This window comes from Posidoniimonas corsicana (genome assembly GCF_007859765.1).
GTDB classification, from domain to species: domain Bacteria; phylum Planctomycetota; class Planctomycetia; order Pirellulales; family Lacipirellulaceae; genus Posidoniimonas; species Posidoniimonas corsicana.
This window is the reverse complement of the sequence record NZ_SIHJ01000001.1, coordinates 3,751,909-3,768,960: the sequence shown is the minus strand read 5'-3', so window position 1 is coordinate 3,768,960 and position 17,052 is coordinate 3,751,909. Positions and strand designations below refer to the sequence as shown.

At 69.0% G+C, this 17,052-nt stretch carries 11 protein-coding genes; 5 read left to right on the top strand and 6 right to left on the bottom strand.

What is annotated here, in order from left to right; translation table 11 throughout:
* Positions 1-112: 112 nt before the first annotated feature.
* The 5 genes from hemA to argH form a co-directional block, all read right to left on the bottom strand.
* The gene (hemA, locus tag KOR34_RS14450; protein ID WP_146565264.1) at positions 113-1,390 is read right to left on the bottom strand and encodes a glutamyl-tRNA reductase; all 1,278 of its coding nucleotides are present in this window, start codon (positions 1,388-1,390) and stop codon (positions 113-115) included.
* On the bottom strand, positions 1,387-2,247 hold the full coding sequence (locus tag KOR34_RS14445; protein ID WP_146565263.1) for a hypothetical protein: 861 nt from the start codon (positions 2,245-2,247) through the stop codon (positions 1,387-1,389). The genes hemA and KOR34_RS14445 overlap by 4 nt, the downstream gene beginning before the upstream one ends.
* Positions 2,248-2,287: 40 nt before the next feature.
* Positions 2,288-3,292 (bottom strand): sigma-54 interaction domain-containing protein, encoded by a 1,005-nt coding sequence (locus KOR34_RS14440; protein WP_390620788.1) that lies wholly within the window; start codon positions 3,290-3,292, stop codon positions 2,288-2,290.
* 65 nt (positions 3,293-3,357) lie between these two features.
* Complete coding sequence (locus KOR34_RS14435; RefSeq protein WP_146565261.1) at positions 3,358-5,580, bottom strand: HEAT repeat domain-containing protein; 2,223 nt, start codon at positions 5,578-5,580, stop codon at positions 3,358-3,360.
* A gap of 22 nt (positions 5,581-5,602) precedes the next feature.
* Positions 5,603-6,982 carry an argininosuccinate lyase gene (gene argH, locus KOR34_RS14430; protein WP_146565260.1) on the bottom strand — a complete coding sequence of 460 codons (1,380 nt, stop codon included), beginning with the start codon at positions 6,980-6,982 and terminating at the stop codon, positions 5,603-5,605.
* A 305-nt stretch (positions 6,983-7,287) separates the two neighbouring features.
* On the opposite strand from argH, the gene KOR34_RS14425 reads away from it, so the two are divergent.
* The 5 genes from KOR34_RS14425 to KOR34_RS14405 all read left to right on the top strand — a co-directional run bounded on the left by KOR34_RS14425 (position 7,288) and on the right by KOR34_RS14405 (position 16,007).
* Positions 7,288-7,575 carry a hypothetical protein gene (locus tag KOR34_RS14425; RefSeq protein ID WP_146565259.1) on the top strand — a complete coding sequence of 96 codons (288 nt, stop codon included), beginning with the start codon at positions 7,288-7,290 and terminating at the stop codon, positions 7,573-7,575.
* 112 nt (positions 7,576-7,687) lie between these two features.
* Entirely contained in the window at positions 7,688-10,879 is a 3,192-nt protein-coding gene (locus KOR34_RS14420; protein WP_146565258.1) for a sigma-70 family RNA polymerase sigma factor, read from the top strand.
* Positions 10,880-11,015: 136 nt separating this feature from the next.
* Positions 11,016-14,312: a carbamoyl-phosphate synthase large subunit gene (carB, locus tag KOR34_RS14415; RefSeq protein ID WP_146565257.1), complete on the top strand. Its 3,297-nt coding sequence runs from the start codon at positions 11,016-11,018 to the stop codon at positions 14,310-14,312.
* A 49-nt stretch (positions 14,313-14,361) separates the two neighbouring features.
* Positions 14,362-15,150: a hypothetical protein gene (locus KOR34_RS14410; protein WP_146565256.1), complete on the top strand. Its 789-nt coding sequence runs from the start codon at positions 14,362-14,364 to the stop codon at positions 15,148-15,150.
* A 140-nt stretch (positions 15,151-15,290) separates the two neighbouring features.
* Positions 15,291-16,007, top strand: a complete 717-nt coding sequence (locus KOR34_RS14405; protein ID WP_146565255.1) for a hypothetical protein — start codon at positions 15,291-15,293, stop codon at positions 16,005-16,007.
* A 9-nt stretch (positions 16,008-16,016) separates the two neighbouring features.
* Here the strand turns inward: KOR34_RS14405 and floA are convergent, their stop codons facing one another.
* Positions 16,017-17,006, bottom strand: a complete 990-nt coding sequence (gene floA, locus KOR34_RS14400) for a flotillin-like protein FloA (protein ID WP_146565254.1) — start codon at positions 17,004-17,006, stop codon at positions 16,017-16,019.
* Between the last annotated feature and the right edge of the window lie 46 nt (positions 17,007-17,052).

The following is a 17,052-nucleotide window of genomic DNA, read 5'->3' as shown; positions in this document are numbered from 1 at the left end:
GTGGGTGCGGGGGCGACTCTGTAGGGAGCCGGTCGGCTGGGTCGCCCCGGGGGATCGCCCCACTTTAGCCGCCACGGTCCGCACGGGATAGGCTGACGGTTGCAGCCCCCGGCTATTCCTTGAGCTGGAACAGCCGGCTGAGCGCGTCCAGCAGCTTGCGGGGCGAGCCGTAGCGGGACTCGTCGCGCAGCGACTCCATCGGAGCGTGCAGCATCTTGTTGACCAGCCGGTCGGCGAACCGCCGGATCTCGTCCTGCGCGGCGCCGTCCAACTGCGGGAGCTTGTTGAACAGCCGCTCCAATTCGGCCTGCTTCGGCTCCTCCAGCCCGCTGCGGAGCTGCGCGATCACCGGCGCCGAGATCCGGTGGCGGGTGTCGACGAAGAACTTCTCGCGCTCCTCGTGGATGATCCGCTCGGCCAGCGGCAGCTCGCGCTCGCGGGCCTGGCGGTTGGCCTCGCACGCCTGCTGCAGGTCGTCGATGGAGTAGAGGTAGGCGCCGATCTCGTCGGCGATGCGGGGGTCGAAGTCGCGCGGCATCGCCAGGTCGAGGATGAACAGCGGCCGCTGGTGCCGCTGCGGCGCGATGCGGTCGCGGAACTGCTCGAGGGTGACGATCGCCTCGGGCGCGCCGGTGGTGCTGATGATCATGTCGGCCCGCGCGGCCTGGGGGAACAGGTCGGCGAAGGACGCCGACTCGCCGTCCCACTGGCTGGCAAGCTGCGCCGCGCGCAGCGGGTCGCGGTTGACGATGGTGATGTGCTTGGCGCCCTGGTCGGTGAGGTAGCGGAGGGTCTCGTCGGCCATCTCGCCGGCGCCGACCACCAGCACCCGCTTGTCGTCGAAACGCTCGAAGATGCTGCCGGCGAAGTCCGCGATCGCCACGCTGGGGATGCTCACGCGGCAGCGGTGCAGGGCGGTCTCGCTGGCGATGCGGCGGCCCACACGCAGGGCGGACTGGAAGCAGCCGTGGGTCATCGGGCCCGCCACGCCGAGCCGCTGCGCGAGGTCGTAGGCCTCTTTCACTTGCGCCAGGATCTGCGGCTCGCCCAGCACCATGCTGTCCAGGCTGGCGGCGACGTGGAACAGGTGGTCCACCACCTCCTCGTCACGCAGCGTGACCAGGTCGGACCGCACCTCGTCCACGGGCACGTTGTGCGCATCGGCCAGGTGCCGCGCCATCAGGCTGGGGCAGGGGGGCAGGTCGTCCTCGCCGGACGCCACGTAGAACTCCACCCGGTTGCAGGTCGAAAGCAGCACCGCCTCGTTGGTCGGCCGGTCGACGCGCCAGCCCTCCAGCGCCAGGGCCGCCTGGTCCGGCGTGAACGCCAGACGCTCGCGCACCGCCACCCCGGAGCGGTGGTGCGAACAGCCTATCATGCGGAGTTTCATAGCGTCTGCCGCGGCGGTTGGGGCGCCTCGCCCTGCGCGGCGTGCGAGCTGCCGGTCCACAGCAGCGAGGCCAGCACGATCAACAGGAACCCGAACGACGCCACGGTCAGGTAGGCGACTTTTCGACCCTGCCGCGCCGAGGGGTACAGCCAGCGGAATAGTTCTGCGGCTATTAGCCACAGCAGCATGACGGTTAGGCTGATTACGAGGGGGTCGGTCCAGATAGATCCGCCGTTGCCAGCGAGCCGCAGCCGCGCCAGCACCAGCCCCGACCCGAAGCCGCCGGCGACCAGCACCGCGCTGACCCCCAGCGCCCGCGCGTTGAGGTGCTCGAGCACCTCGAGCGACGGCAGCCGGAACGCGCCCCGGGACGGCAGGTTGTGCTTCAGCCGCCAGCTCTGGATTAGGTACATCACCCCGGCCAGGAACCCGACAATCACCGCGACGGTCGCGAGCACGAGCAGCAGCCCGTGCGCGCTCCCCCAGAAGTCGGTCGCGCGGTCGGCCGAGATGGGCCGGTCGCTCGCCACGCCGGCCACCCCGATCAGCGCCAGCACCAGCGGCAGCAGGAACAGCCCGATGCTCTGCCGCGGCGCGGTGAACGTTGCGAACAGGTACACGCACGCCAACGCCAACGCCGACACCGAGGCCCAGTCCGAGGGGCTGGAGAGCGGCGTCTCGGCGCCGCGGGACTGAACCGTCAGGTACGTGACGTGTGCGAACACGCCCGCCACGGCGAACCCCAGCAGCACCAGCCGGTGCCAGCCGAACCGTCGGGCCAGGCTAACGACCTCCAGCGACAGCGCGACCGCGTAGCTCGCGACAAAGCAGAAGGTGGTGGTCTCGGAGAGGTTCATGGCGGAAACGCCCGCAGCAGGCGGCCGTCGGAGGAACGGGCTAGGCGGTCTTGTTGCCCGCGGCCGGCTGCTCCAGGCCGTAGTCCTTGATCTTCTTGTGCAGCGTGTTGCGGTTGATCCCCAACCGCTGCGCCGCCTTGATCTGCACGCCCTCGCACTGCCCCAGCACCTGGGAGATCACCTCCCGCTCGACGCGGTCGACAATGCGGCTGTGCAGGTCCTCGCTCTTCTCGTCGGCCTGGCTCAGGCCCTCGACCACGAGCTGCTCGGCCAGCGAGTCGAAGTCGAAGCGGCGGATGGCCATGCTGTGCGGCTCGCTCTCGCCGCGCACGACCGCCGGCAGCAGCTCGAGCGTCAGCTCGTCGCCCGCGGCCATTACCACGGCCCGCTCGACGTAGTTCTGCAGCTCCCGCACGTTGCCGGGCCAGTGGTAGTCCTGCAGCGCCTCGAGCGCCTGCGGCGAGATGTGCGCGACGTAGGTGTCGTTTTCCTCATTGTAGTAGTTGAGGAAGTGTCCGACGAGCGCGGGGATGTCCTCCCGCCGTTCGCGCAGCGACGGCAGGTACACCGGCACCACGTTCAGGCGGTAGTACAGGTCCTCGCGGAACCGGCCCTCGGTGCTCTCCTCCAGCAGGTCGCGGTTGCTGGCGGCGATCACCCGCGTGTCGACGCGGATGGTCTGGGTGTCGCCGACGCGCTCGAACTCCCGCTCCTGCAACACCCGCAGCAGCTTCACCTGCAGGTGCAGCGTGGTGCTGTTGATCTCGTCGAGGAAGATGGTGCCGGTGTGGGCGGCCTCAAAGCGGCCGGTGCGGTTCTCGATGGCGCCGGTGAACGCGCCTCGCACGTGGCCGAACAGCTCGCTCTCCAGCAGGCTCTCGCTCAGGGCGCCGCAGTTCACCCGCACGAAGGGCTTCTTCTTGCGGTCGCTCAGCTCGTGGATGGCGCGGGCGATCAGCTCCTTGCCGGTGCCGGTCTCGCCGAGTAGCAGCACCGACGCCTTGCGCGAGGCCACCTGCCGGGTGATGCGGTACACCTCCTGCATGGCGGCGCTGGCGCCGATGATGCTCGGCAGCGGCGGTTCGGCGATACGCTGTGGGTTCGGGGGGGTCATGACCCTTGTTGCACGGGGTCGTCGCGGAGGGATTCGATCGTGTCCAGCACGGCGCCCAGCACCCGCTGGGTCTGCGCGTCCGACTGCTCGCTGGCGTTGTAGCGGTCGTACTGGTCGACGATTTCCTGACTGGTCAGCAGCAGCCCGTGCTGCTGGACGCTCTTGTCGAAGGCGGCGGCCGCGGCGTCGCGGGTGGCGATCGGCAGCACGTCCTGGCTGGCCAGGTTGGCCAGCGTGCGCTGGCTGTCCGGCGTGCCGACCAGCGCCAGCGAAGGAAGCGTCGACGCGATGTCCGACGAGCGGTTCACGGCCGCGAGCAGCTCGTCCGAGCGGCCCCGCAGGTTGTAGAACGACGGGCCCTCCGACAGGAGGTCCTCGATCCAGCCCGCGGCCACGGCGGCCTGCTCGGCGCGCTCGTCGGCGGACGGCATCCCCCGTGGGGCCGCCGCGCGGGCGGCGGCGGCGATCGACACGGTGTCCTCACTGCTGTGGGGGCGGGGGAACGTGAGCACGCGGTCGTGCTCCCGCGCGACCTGCTTGGCGTGGTCCAACTGGCCGTCGGCCGCCAGCAGCACGACCGGCAGCATCGCGGTGGAGGTCTGCCGCCGTACGCGGAAAAGCGTTTCGCGGAGGACCGGCCGCAGGATGCCCATGTCGAGCACCACGAATTCGATGTCCGGGTGGTCGACCGCCTGGCAGACCACCTGGGCTCCGACGTTGGTGGCGAGGCCCTGGATGCCGGCGCCGGCGAGCCGGCCGCTGAAGGTGGCGGCGTCGACCGTCTTGGGCATCGCAATCACGGCGGCGGACTCGCCGTCGCTGCTGGCGAAGTACATCAGCGCGGCGGCCACGCGGCTGCTCCCGGGGAACGGGCTGGATGGGTTGATCGCCATCACGGCCCGCAGCGCGGCGAAGCGGACCGCCGGGTGGTCGGCCGTCAGGGCGGCGGCGAGCGGGGTCGGTTGGGCGTAAACCGACATCAGCACCGCGGGGTCGCGGCGCTCGCCCATCGCGTCGGACGCCAAGATCGCGGCGCCGGTCAGGCCTTCGCTGAGCGCCAGGTCGAGCGCTGCGATGAGGGTAGTGGCGTCGGCGTCATCGACCGCCGGGCCGGGCAGTGTGACGCGGCCGCCGTCGGACTGCAGCCACTCGGCCTGCAGCCGGTAGGCGAGCGCCCGGGCGTTGCTGGCGGCGTCGCCCTGGTTGAGCCGCCACAGGTCGCTGGTCAGCCGCGCGGTGCGGACCTGGCCGGCCAGCTCGCGGGGCAGGAGGGTTTTGGCCGGGGCGTTGGCCTCGGCGTCCCAGCCCCAGACCGCGATGGCGTCCTGGTTGTCGGCCCGGCGGGCGGGCACGCCGCCGGTGGACTGGTCGATGGCCGCCTCAAGCAGCGGCGCGGCGGCCGCGGGGGAGAAATCGGCGCCGGCGAGCTTCTCGAGCGACCAGCGGGCCGCCTTGCCGAGCGGCTGGTCGTAGTCGGGGCCGCCGGCGATGGCCGCCAGCCGCGGCAGCGAGGGCCGGTCGTCCATCTGGCCGAGCGCCCAGGCGGCCTGCCGGCGGGTGTCGTCGCTCGGTGCGTCGAGCGCGGCGGCCACAATCGGGTTGGCCAGCGGCGTCATCCGCACCAGCGCCTCGCGGAGGCGGTTCTGCCGCGTGGCGTCGTCGCTGGCGGCCAGCGCCCCTAGAGCCGCAACCACGCCCTGCTCGCCGGCGGCGCGCAGGCCGACCAGCCCGGCGCGGCGTGTCGCCGCGTCGTTCGAGCCGAGCTGCTCGATCACGGCGGCAAGCTTCTCGGGAGAGGTAGACGCGGCGCCGGCGGCCGTGACGCACGCCACGACGAACTCGCGGGCCTCGGGGCCCAGCTCGGGCGAGCGGGCCAGCTTGTGGATCTTGGCCGTGCCGACGCGGGCCACCAGCCCGGCACGCTGCTCGTCGGTAAGCTGCAGCCCGGCCAGCTCGTCCATCAGCGGCCTGGCGAACTGCCCCTCGCCCAGGTTGAGCAGCACCAGGATGTCGCGCACGTAGTCCGCAGGCGCCTGGCGGTCGTTCGCCAACACAATCGACGCGACGCGTCCCGGCGCGGCGGGCTCCAGTTCGGCGCCGGCGGGATCGTTGTCGGTAGCGGGAGGAGCGGGCGCGTCTTGGTCGACCTGCGCCCGGGCGGGGACGCACAGGGACGCTGCGAGCAGCGCGGACGCGAGGATAGGAAGCCGGACGTTCATGCGTTGTGACTCGGGATGCGTGCTAATCTCTCAGGCGATCCTTCCAAACGGCAATCTGCTCCTCAACCTTCGCTGGGTTGGTGCTTCCAGTGCTGCAAAACGCTTTCACGGCGTTCTCGACGCCCAGGACGTCGTAGACCGATTCGTCGAGCGACTCGTGCGCAGACGTGAAGAAGTCGACCGGCAGGTCCGACAGCCGCTCGCCGCGCTTCATCGCGGCGCCGACCAGCTTGCCGATCAGCTCGTGGGCGGTCCGCTGCGGAACGCCCTTGTGGATCAGGTGCTCCATCAGCGTGGTGGCGTCGAGGTAGCCGTCCTCGAGGCGGGCCTCGATCGACTCCCGCTTGAGCTCCGCGTCCGCCACCAGCGGCGCCGCCAGCTCCAGGCACGCCCGCACGGTGTCGGCCGAGTCGAACACCCGCTCCTTGTCTTCCTGCAGGTCGCGGTTGTAGGCCAGCGGCAGCGACTTCACCAGCACCAGCAGCGACGTCAGGTTGCCGTCGACGCGGGCGGTCTTGCCGCGGATCAGCTCCAGCACGTCGGGGTTGATCTTCTGCGGCATGATCGAGCTGCCGGTGCAGAACTGCTGGGGCAGCTTGATGAAGTTGAACTCCGTGGTTGCCCACAGGATCCACTCCTCCGCCCAGCCGCTCAGGTGGGTGGCGATCATCGACAGGCAGAACGCGAACTCAATGGCGAAGTCGCGGTCGCTGGACGAGTCGAGGCTGTTGGCCACCAGCCCCTCGAACGCCAGCTCCTTGGCCACCAGCTCGCGGTTGATCGGCACGGTGGTGCCGGCCATCGCGGCGGTGCCCAGCGGCAGCTGGTTGACCCGCTTGCGGCAGTCGGCCAGCCGCTGGCGGTCGCGGTCGAACTTCTCGCAGTAGGCCAGCCAGTAGTGATTGGCCAGCACGGGCTGGGCCCGCTGCAGGTGGGTGTAGCCCGGCAGGATGACGCCGCTGTCCTTTTCCGTGCGGGTGAGGAACGCGTGCTGCAGGCCCTTCAGGCGGCGGTCGATGGCGTCGATCTCGTCGCGGACCCACAGCCGGAAGTCGGTGCTGACCTGGTCGTTGCGGCTGCGGCCGGTGTGGAGCTTGCGGCCGATGTCGCCGATCCGCTCGACCAGCGCCCGCTCGATGTTCATGTGGACATCTTCCAGCTCCCGCTTGAAGGGGAACTTGCCGGCGGCGATCGCGTCGCCGATGGCGGTCAGTCCCGACACGATCTGCTTCCGCTCGTCCGCCGTCAGGACGCCTACCTCCGCCAGCATCCGTGCGTGGGCGATGGAGCCGCGGATGTCGTGCTCGTAGAGCCGGCGGTCGAAGCTCACGCTCTCGGTGAACTCCTCAACGCGTTCGTCGGTGGCGGACTCGAAAACTCCGCCCCAGGGCTTATCGGACACGGCAGGCAGTGGGCAGCGAGGGTGGCGGGCGGGCGGCAATCTGGTGGGCAGCGTCGCGTGACGCGTCAACTCGTTTACGGTAAACGGCTTACGTGAGTAAGTCAACGAGCGGCGGGCAGCCGAAGCCTAATTAACAGGCACATTCCGCATAAGCGTTCGTGCCCCACCGCACTCGCCGCGAAGCGATTGCGCTATTTCTTCCACTGGCCGGCAAAGATCTGCCCACCGCGTGCGAATTCCTGGACAATACGCCGGTCGACGCTTTTCCCGGCCCCAACCTCCCAGCCAGCCGCAAGGCGACCGCAATGCTACTCCTACTGGCTCAAGACGCCTCGTACCCGTCGATGAACATCAACTCGGACCAGTTCTTCGTGCTGGTCATTATCGCGATCGGCTGCCTGACAGCGCTGCTGATCACGGTGTTCAGCATCTGCGCCGGCATGGCGTCGTCGCTGCACCGCAGCCGGATGGAGAACGACCTTAAGCGCGAGATGCTGGACCGCGGCATGACGGCCGACGAGATTGAGACCGTCATCAAGGCCAGCAAGCCGACCGACTTCCTCGAGCGGATGGCGGACCGCCGGCGGCGCTAGCGGGCGCGGCGGGGAGTTTTTCTTCACTTTTCGGGGTTCGCCCAGGGCATAATCGGCCTCAATACAGGTAGCGGCAGCAAGCCGACTTGCTTCGACGCCCCTGGAGTGCCCGATGCCGACCACCGCCAAACGCCTGCTGAGCTCGGCCCGCGCCCACCGCGGCGGCGAGGCCATCGCCCCGACCGACGGAGAGCTGCTGATGCGGTTCCGCCGGTCCGGCGACCGGGAAGCCCTGGCCCAGATCCTCGACCGACACGCGTCGATGGTGTGGGGCGTCTGCCGCAACGTGCTGCACCGCGAGCAGGACGCGCAGGACGCCTTCCAGGCGACCTTCCTGATCCTGCTGCGTCGCGCCGACAGCATCCGCGCCAACGACTCGGCCGCCGGTTGGCTGTACCGCGTGGCGCTCCGCGCGGCGTGCGACGTCCGCCGCACGAGGCTGCGTCGCCGCGAGGAGCCGCTCGACGCCGAGCCCCCGCAGCCCGAGCCCGCGTTCCCCGACATCGAGCGGCGGCAGCTCGCCGCGGCCCTGATGGAAGAGCTGCGGGCGTTGCCGGACAAGTACCAAGTGCCGCTGGTGCTGCGGTACCTGGAGGGCCTGAGCCGCAGCCAGATCGCCGACCAGCTCGACACCACCGTGGCCGGCGTGCAGGGCTGCCTGGTGCGGGGCAAGCGTCAGCTCCGCTCCCGGTTGGTGCGGCGGGGCGTGTCGCTGTCGGTCGCGATGGGCGTGGTGGCCGGCGGCCGGCCGACTGAGGCCGCGCCGGTAGCCCCCGTGATCAACTCGGGCGGCGCCGCCGCGGCGTTCTCTCCGGTCGTTCAACAACTCACCGCCAGCGGAGTCCACACGATGCTCATCGCCGCCTACGCCAAGCCGGCCATTGTCGCCGTTGTCCTAACCATGGCCGCCGTGCTCGCCACGACAAGTGCGTCGCCCCGCGCCGCATCGACGCTCGCGTCTGGTCCTCCGCTGACGCTCGACTCCACTCCGGCGCAGTCCGAGGAAGCAGGCGCTATCGCCATCTCGATCGCCGCCGACCGTGGCGTGCCCAACAGCCAACCCGAGGTCGCCAATCCCCTCAATCAGGCGATGCTTGTCGAGGGGCTGATGAAGGACCCGCACGGACCCAGGCTCACCCGCGAGGAGGCGGATTGGCTGGTCGCAACCGGGTTCGGCGACCCGGCCGATCCTCGCCGGAGGTTGATTGACAAGCTGGAGGCCGCCTCGCCTGGCCAAGACTTCCTCAGCCTGTTTGCGTCGAAGAAGCACCGGGCTGAAGGGACGCTCGACAAGCGGTTTGATCTGGTCGCGGCCGAACTCAGCGAACGGTCGACGGATGCCGACAAACAGAAAGCTACAGACAATGCGATCGAGTTGCCCGTGGAAGTAGAGGTCGAACACGTGCAGCTCGATCTGGTCGACGCGAAGCCGGACCCGGCAAGAGCCGAACCGCAGCAAGAGCTAGTCGACGCGTATCGACGTTTGGTTCAAATGATCCGGATGCGGCACGAGCAGGGGACGATCAACGCCACGCCGCTGGCCGCCGCCGAGAGCCGGTACGCGTCGGCGCTGGCCGAGCTGCACCTGCTCCGCGGCGAGCGGGACGAGGCGGTGCGTCAGTTGCAGGCCGCCGTCGACGGAGCACTGAAACGCACGCGGTTCTTGCACTTGCAGATGGCGATGGAGGAAGGCACGCCGGCGTCCGTCGACGAGATGTTCGACGCCGCCGAGCAGCTCGCCCGGGCGAAGCAGGCGCTCGTTGCGGCGCAGCAGGAGGCCGGCGTCCAGTTACGCCGCGCGGAAGGTGGAGGGGAGGAATCGGCAGCGCGTCGCAACGAGCGCTCTCGAGCTCCGGTGATGCAGGCCGAGGCAATGCAGGCCCAGGCCAGGGCGTTAGAGCTGCAGCGAGAGATGGCGATGCTGCAGAAGCACGCCGAGCAGTTGCAGCGTTCCGCAGCCAATGGCGGCGCCCCAACCCCACCGCCATCGCCGTCGCTCAACATCACTGCGCCGTTCCCTCCGACTGCTCCTGTGCCCCCAGACGCGGCGTTGCCGCCAGGGCCCCCGACGCCTCCGGTGGCGGCTATGTCGCCCTCGGCTGAGTCGAGCCGTGACACCGTCGAGCCGGGCGATCGGATCGTGATCAGCCGCTCACACACGGTGTTCGAAGAACGCATGTCGCCCGAGGGTGAACGCCAGAGGGTTCCCCGTGAAGTGCATGAGCAACAAGTGGCGGTCACCGACGCGGAAGGCAATCTGAATCTGCCGGGCATCGACAAGGCCATCCCACTCACGGGCCGCACCGTCGCTGAGGCGACGCAGTTGCTGCAGGAGCACGACCCACGCTTCGAATCGGTGAAGAAGTTCTCCGATAGCGATTCAGCGAGCGGACTCGCCAGCCCGCTCGTATCGGCTTCGCCGGGCGTCAACGATCAGCTCGACGCCATGCGGCGGCGGCTCGAGGTGCAGGGCAGGGTGATTGAGGAGCTGCAGCAGAGATTGCAGACGTCAGGCGGTTCACAGTATGGCCCCGAGTCGACGATGAAGCAGGGGAGCTGGAATGCAGAGCACGAGCCGTCAGCGATCGACCCGATGGGGTGGGCCGTTATCGCGGATCTCAGCGTTGGTGCGCACATGCCGGTGTTGTTTCCGGGCGACCCGCGGCCGCGACCGCACCTAAGGCTCGTCCGTGCTGCGAAGAAAGATGGCTTGGCAGGCGAAGCGACAGGCCTCATGGCGGTGGTGGATCCCGGACGAGAATCTGACGCCCTTGCCGCAACCCTGCGTGGCTCGGGGGGCCCCGCGAGTCAGGTCGAAGTGCGCGGCCAGTTGTTCGAACTCCGCGAGCTCGGTCCGGGCCGGGCGCCAGGTTCCACACTGATCCTGCTTCGCTGCGTACAAGGACGCACTGACGAAGAGCTCGACGCGGCCGTGCCGAGTGTCGAGGAAGCGATGCAAGTTCTCTATAAACCGCGGGACAACCGCCAGCAGCTCTCGCAACTCCGGGAGCAGGCCACCCAGCTCACCGAGCAACGCGATCAGCTCCGCGAGCAGGTCGAGGCCGCCAAGCAGCAGGTCCAGCAAGCGCGGGAAGAGGCCGCGAAGCAGCGCGCCATAGCGATGCAGCAGGCCCAACAGGCGATGCAGGAGGTCGCGCGGGTGCGGGAGCAACTCGACCAACAACGGAAGGAGCTCCAGCGGCAGGCCGAGATGCTGAAAGAGCAGCGGAAAAACGAGCAGGGGCGTGGGGCCGGGGCGGAGAATCCCGCACCGGCCGCGGGCGACGAATCGGACAACTCCTGACCGCGGGATTCAGCCGGTTGTCGGGCCGGCTACCGGCGTGCTACCTTGGAGCGATTTTACCCGCTCCGGCAGGACAAGGTCGGGCTGCGTCGCCCCGCCTCCCCCCGCCGCACGACCGCCTTCCCCCCGCCCCGACGTGCCTCGACGCGACGATATCCACAAGATTCTGCTCCTCGGCAGCGGCCCGATTGTGATCGGCCAGGCCTGCGAGTTTGACTACTCCGGCACCCAGGCGTGCAAGGCCCTCCGCGAAGAGGGCTACGAGGTGGTGCTGGTCAACTCGAACCCGGCCACCATCATGACCGACCCGGCCACGGCAGACCGGACGTACATCGAGCCGCTGACCTGGCAGGTGGTGGAGAAGGTGATCGCCAAGGAGCGTCCCGACGCGCTGCTGCCCACGCTCGGCGGCCAGACCGCGCTCAACCTGGCGATGGACCTCGACAAGCACGGGGTGCTGGAGAAGTACGGCGTCGAGATGATCGCCGCCAACGCGGACGTGATCGACAAGGCGGAGAACCGTGAGCGGTTCAAGGCCGCGATGGACAAACTCGGCCTGGGCGTCTGCAAGGGCAAGACGGTCCAGACGCTCGAAGCGGCCCGCGAGTGGATTGAGCACATCAGCCTGCCGGCGATTATCCGGCCCAGCTTTACCATGGGCGGCTCCGGCGGCGGCATCGCCTACAACCGCCAAGAGTTCGACCAGATGGTGCGGCACGGCCTGGACCTGTCGCCGACCACCGAGGTGCTGATCGAGGAGTCGATCCTCGGCTGGAAAGAGTACGAGATGGAGGTGATGCGCGACGCGGACGACAACGTCGTGATCATCTGCTCGATCGAGAATTTTGACGCGATGGGGATCCATACCGGCGACTCGATCACCGTCGCCCCGGCCCAGACGCTCACCGACAAGGAGTACCAGCGGATGCGCGACGCGTCGCTGGCGGTGATCCGCGAGATCGGAGTCGAGACCGGCGGCTCCAACATCCAGTTCGCGATCAACCCGGCCGACGGGCGGATGATCGTCATCGAGATGAACCCCCGCGTCAGCCGCTCCAGCGCGCTGGCCAGCAAGGCGACCGGCTTCCCGATCGCCAAGATCGCCGCCAAGCTGGCCGTGGGCTACCGCCTGCACGAGCTGCCCAACGACATCACGCGCGAGACCACCGCGTGCTTCGAGCCGTCGATCGACTACGTGGTGACTAAGATCCCGCGGTTTGCGTTCGAGAAGTTCCCCGACGCCGACGACAAGCTCACCACGCAGATGAAGAGCGTCGGCGAGACCATGGCCATCGGCAGCACGTTTAAGGAGAGCTTCCAGAAGGCGCTCCGCGGGCTGGAGGTCGGCGCGTTCGGCTTCGGCTGCGACAAGAACGACCTGTGGTACGGACCCAACGGCGAGCCGGGCGACCAGCGGCCCGACGAGGAAGAGATCCGCGCGCAGCTCGCCTCGGCCGGCCCCGACCGCATCTGGCACGTCCGCTACGCGTTCAAGCTGGGCCTGTCGGCGGCCGAGGTGTTCGAGATCACCGGCATCGACCCCTGGTTCCTCGACAACCTGCACGAGATCGTCGAGACCGAGGACGAGCTGCGGGCCCTGGCCGAGGACGGGTTCACATGGGAATCGATCACCGACGCCCAGCTCCGCACCGCGAAGCGGTTTGGGTTCTCCGACCGTCAGCTCTCGGCCATCTTCGGCCGCGGCGAGCTGGAGGTGCGGGCCGAGCGTATCAAGCGGGGCATCCAGACCGCGTTCAAGTCGGTCGACACCTGCGCCGCCGAGTTCGAGGCCTACACCCCCTACTTCTACTCGACCTACGAGGACGAGGACGAGACCCCGCCCAAGCCCGACGGCGACAAGAAGCGGATCATGATCCTGGGCGGCGGGCCCAACCGCATTGGCCAGGGCATCGAGTTCGACTACTGCTGCTGCCACGCCAGCTTCGCGCTGCGTGAGCTCGGCATCGAGTCGATCATGGTTAACTCCAACCCGGAGACCGTCAGCACCGACTACGACACGTCTGACCTGCTGTTCTTTGAGCCGCTGACGGTCGAGGACGTGCTGAACATCTGCGACCGCGTGCAGCCGGACGGGGTGATCGTGCAGTTCGGCGGCCAGACCCCGCTCAACCTGGCCCGCGCGCTGCAGGAGGCGGGCGTGCCGATCATCGGCACCAGCGTCGACGCGATCGAGGACGCCGAGGACCGCGAGAAGTTCGCCGCGCTGCTCGAGCGGCTCGGCCTGCGGCAGCCGCCCAACGGCATCGCCCGTACGATGGACGAGGCCCGCCGCATCGCCGGCGAGATCGGCTTCCCGGTGCTGGTCCGCCCGAGCTTTGTGCTGGGCGGCCGCGCGATGGAGATCTGCTACGACAACGCGCAGCTCGAGCGGTTTGTGGCCGCGGCGTTCATCGCCGCCCAGGGGCAGCCGGTGCTGATCGACAAGTTCCTGGAGGGCGCCACCGAGGTGGACGTCGACGCCATCGGCGACGGCCAGACCGTTGTCGTGCCGGGCATCATGGAGCACATCGAGGAGGCGGGCGTGCACTCGGGCGACTCGGCCTGCTCGATCCCCGCCTACAGCCTGCCCGGCCCCGTTCTGCAGGAGATCCGCGAGGCGACCGTGGCCCTGGCCAAGGAGCTGGACGTCAAGGGCCTGATGAACGTGCAGTACGCGGTGCGTTGGGAGGGCGAGCAGGGCGGCGAGTCGCGTCCGGTGCTGTACGTGATCGAGGTGAACCCCCGCGCCAGCCGCACCGTGCCGTTCGTGTCAAAGGCGACCGGCCTGCCGGCGGCAAAGGTCGCCGCGAAGGTGATGGCGGGCGTGTCGCTCGTGGAGCAGGGCGTCACCAAGGACCCGATCCCGGCGCACGTGTCGGTGAAGGAGGCCGTCTTCCCGTTCAACAAGTTCAAGGGCGTGGACATCGTGCTGGGCCCCGAGATGCGCAGCACCGGCGAGGTGATGGGCATCAGCCCGCGGTTCAGCCTGGCGTTCGCCAAGAGCCAGCTGGCGGCCGGCACCGTGCTGCCGGAGTCGGGGAACATCTTCCTGAGCGTGGCGCCGCGGGACAAGCCGGCGGCGGTCGGGCTCGCCCGGCGGCTGGCCGCACTGGGCTTCTCGATCCTTTGCACGCCGGGCACCGGCAAGGTGCTGCGGGAGGCGGGCGTCGAGTGCGGCGAGGTGAAGAAGATCCAGCAGGGCCACCCCAACCTGTTGGACTACCTGGCCGACGAGAACGTGGCGCTGGTGATGAACACCCCGGTCGGCAAGGGCGCCCGCACCGACGAGGGCCGCATCCGCGCCGCCGCGGTGGCGGCCGGCGTGCCGTGCCTGACCACGCTCGAGGCGTGCGAGGCCGCGACCCGGGCCATGGAGGCGCTCCGCGTAGAAGAGATCCAGGTCGAGAGCCTGCAGGAGCGGTTCGGGCTGTAGGCTCGGTCCGCAAACCGCGATCCTGCCCACCTACCAGCCGGGGTCACGCATGGCGGAAGACGCGGGACACCACCAGCCCATCGACGAACCACCGCCGTTCGACGCCAGGGTGCCGCTCGGGAATGGCGGGGGCGACTCGCTGCCGCCGCTACGCGTGCACCACCTGCTGCTGTGGATGGCGGTCGCCTCGGCGTTGTTCGCGGTGGTGTTCTCCGCGATCCGCAACTCGCCGGCTCTGGACGACTCGGGCGGGGTGCTGAACCTGCTCTGGTTCTTGCCCGCGTCTGCCGAGATGTCGGCGCTTTGTGTAGTGCTGTCGGCCCGCCGCTCCGGCGTCGCCGTGTGGCAGCCGGGGCACGGGCTGCTGCTGTTGTCCTCGCTGTCTGTCGCGCTGCACATCGCGTTGTGGGCGGGAGTGGCGTTCGACGGCTGGCGGATGGCGACCGCATTTGAACTCTACGTGCTGCTGCGCGGCGTCGCGTTGTTCGCCGTCAGCCTGGGCCTGGCCCGCACATCGAAGTTCGCGGCGTGGCGTGTCACGTTCCTCTGGATGGCGGCCGAGCCGATTGTGGGATACATGCTGCGGTCGTACTTTTACAGCCGCGTGGGCGCTGCCTACCAAGACGCCGTGGTCGCCGCCTACCTGGCGGCGATCGTGCCCCAGCTGATCGCGATCGCGTTCGTGACGCTGGGAGTGTGGAGCGACCGCCGGAGGGGCGCCCAGCGTCACTGGACGCACTGGGTCGGCGTGGCGAACGTGTACATCTACCTGGCGGTGCTGGCCGTGGCATTTGCGGTTCTCTACTACGGGCCGGAGCCGACCGCGGCGGCGAACTGACCACCGCGCTACGGCGATCGCGTGGGGATAGCCCGGCTGGGGGGATTAGTCCGGTTGCGCTGCGGGCCGCGCGACGTCGGTTGGCCCGGGCCGGGGGCAAATGCTATCCTGAAAGAACCGACGCGGCCGAGGCCCCGACGGTGACCATCGCCGTTCTCAACCAGCTTATTACGAGGCCGTCGCTAGCAATGACGATGCTGTCGCTTCCCCCCTCTGCCCCGACCCGCCGGACCAAGGCGCCGGCCGTGGCGGCGGCGCTCGGCCTGCTCGGCTGCGTCCCGCTGCTGGTGATTGGCTGCGAGCCAGAAACCCCCGCGCCCCCCACGCCCGCGACCTCGCCACGCCCCGAGGCGGAGGTGAAGTTTGAGCACATCTTCGAGGACGTGAACCGCCTCGTGGGCACCGCAGGCGCAGGCACGGCCCGCGACCCCGGCCCCACCGGCGGCGCCAACACCGAGTCGACGCAGACCGTCGAGCACCAGCTGCACCCGCCGGTCAACGAGGGTGACAGCTACCGCGGCACGATCACCATCACGCGGCGGTACACGGTCACCATGTTCACCTTCAACCGTGACAACGAGTCGTCCAGCAGCAATGATCAGCAGCGGACTGACGAGCCCGTTGACGACGCCGCCGCGATGGAGGGTGGCGACCCGATGCAGTCCGGCGAGGCGTCGACCGGCGGGCTCTCGTCACCGCTCACCAGCGGCTCGCCCATGAAGACCCGCGAAGGCGAGTCGGTCCGGGACTTTGAGCTGGAGTACATCGACGGCTCGTGGCGTCTGCTCACCGACCCCGACCCGGACACCGAGATGTCCATCAAGTCCGCCTTCGACTACGCCCTGCGGCGCCAGTAGCATAGCGGTCTAGGACGAGCCGTTCTGGGAGGTTTCGAGCGTGCCCTTGCGGAACGCCTCGGCCATGGCCATCGGCACCTCGGCCTGGGCCAGCAGCACGCCGGCCCGGTTGGCGGCCACGTCCGCCTTCATCTCCTGCTCGCGCGCGATGGCGTCCGCGCGGCGCTTCTCGGCGTAGGCCTGGGCCTTGCGTGTGTCGGCCTCCGCCTGGTCCGCCTGCAGCCGGGCGCCGATGTTCTCTCCGATGTCGATGTCGGCGATGTCGATCGACACGATCTCGAACGCGGTGTGCGCGTCGAGCCCGCGCTCCAGCACCGCCTTGGAGATGCGGTCCGGGTTCTCCATCACCGCCTGGTGGTCTTCGGCCGAGCCGATGGCGGTGATGATTCCCTCGCCGACGCGGGCGACGATTGTTTCTTCGGTGGCGCCGCCGATCAGCTGCTTCAGGTTGGTGCGGACGGTCACCCGGGCCCGGATCTTAAGCTCGACGCCGCTCTTCGCGACCGCGCTGAGCGTGGTCTTGGGCGACTTCTCCGGGTCGGGGCAGTCGATCACCTTCGGGTAGACGCTCGTCTTCACGGCGTCCAGCACGTCGCGGCCGGCCAAGTCGATCGCCGCGGCGCGGTCGAAGTCGAGGTCGATGTCGGCGCGGTGTGCGGCGATCAACGCGTTAATCACCCGCGGCACGTTGCCGCCCGCCAGGTAGTGCGCCTCGAGGCGGCGGGTGGTGATGCCGGTGTTGGGGTCGTTGCCCACGCCGGCCTGCGTGGCCATGATCCGGCCGTCGACAATAGTCCGCGCGTGCACCTGGCGGAGGCTCATGAACACCAGGTCGAACGGGTTCATCCACACGTTTGACGACCACGCCTGCAGCCACAGCTTTCCGTAGCTGAAGATGAAGATGGCGCCGCCGATCAAGAGCACGATCACCATGAAGGTGACGATGATCGGCATCAGGCCGCTCAGGCCGTCGAGCTGCAGGAGGATGGGAGAGGTCATCTGGTCGTCCTGGGGAGTAGGCAATCCGCTCGCATTCTGATAATAG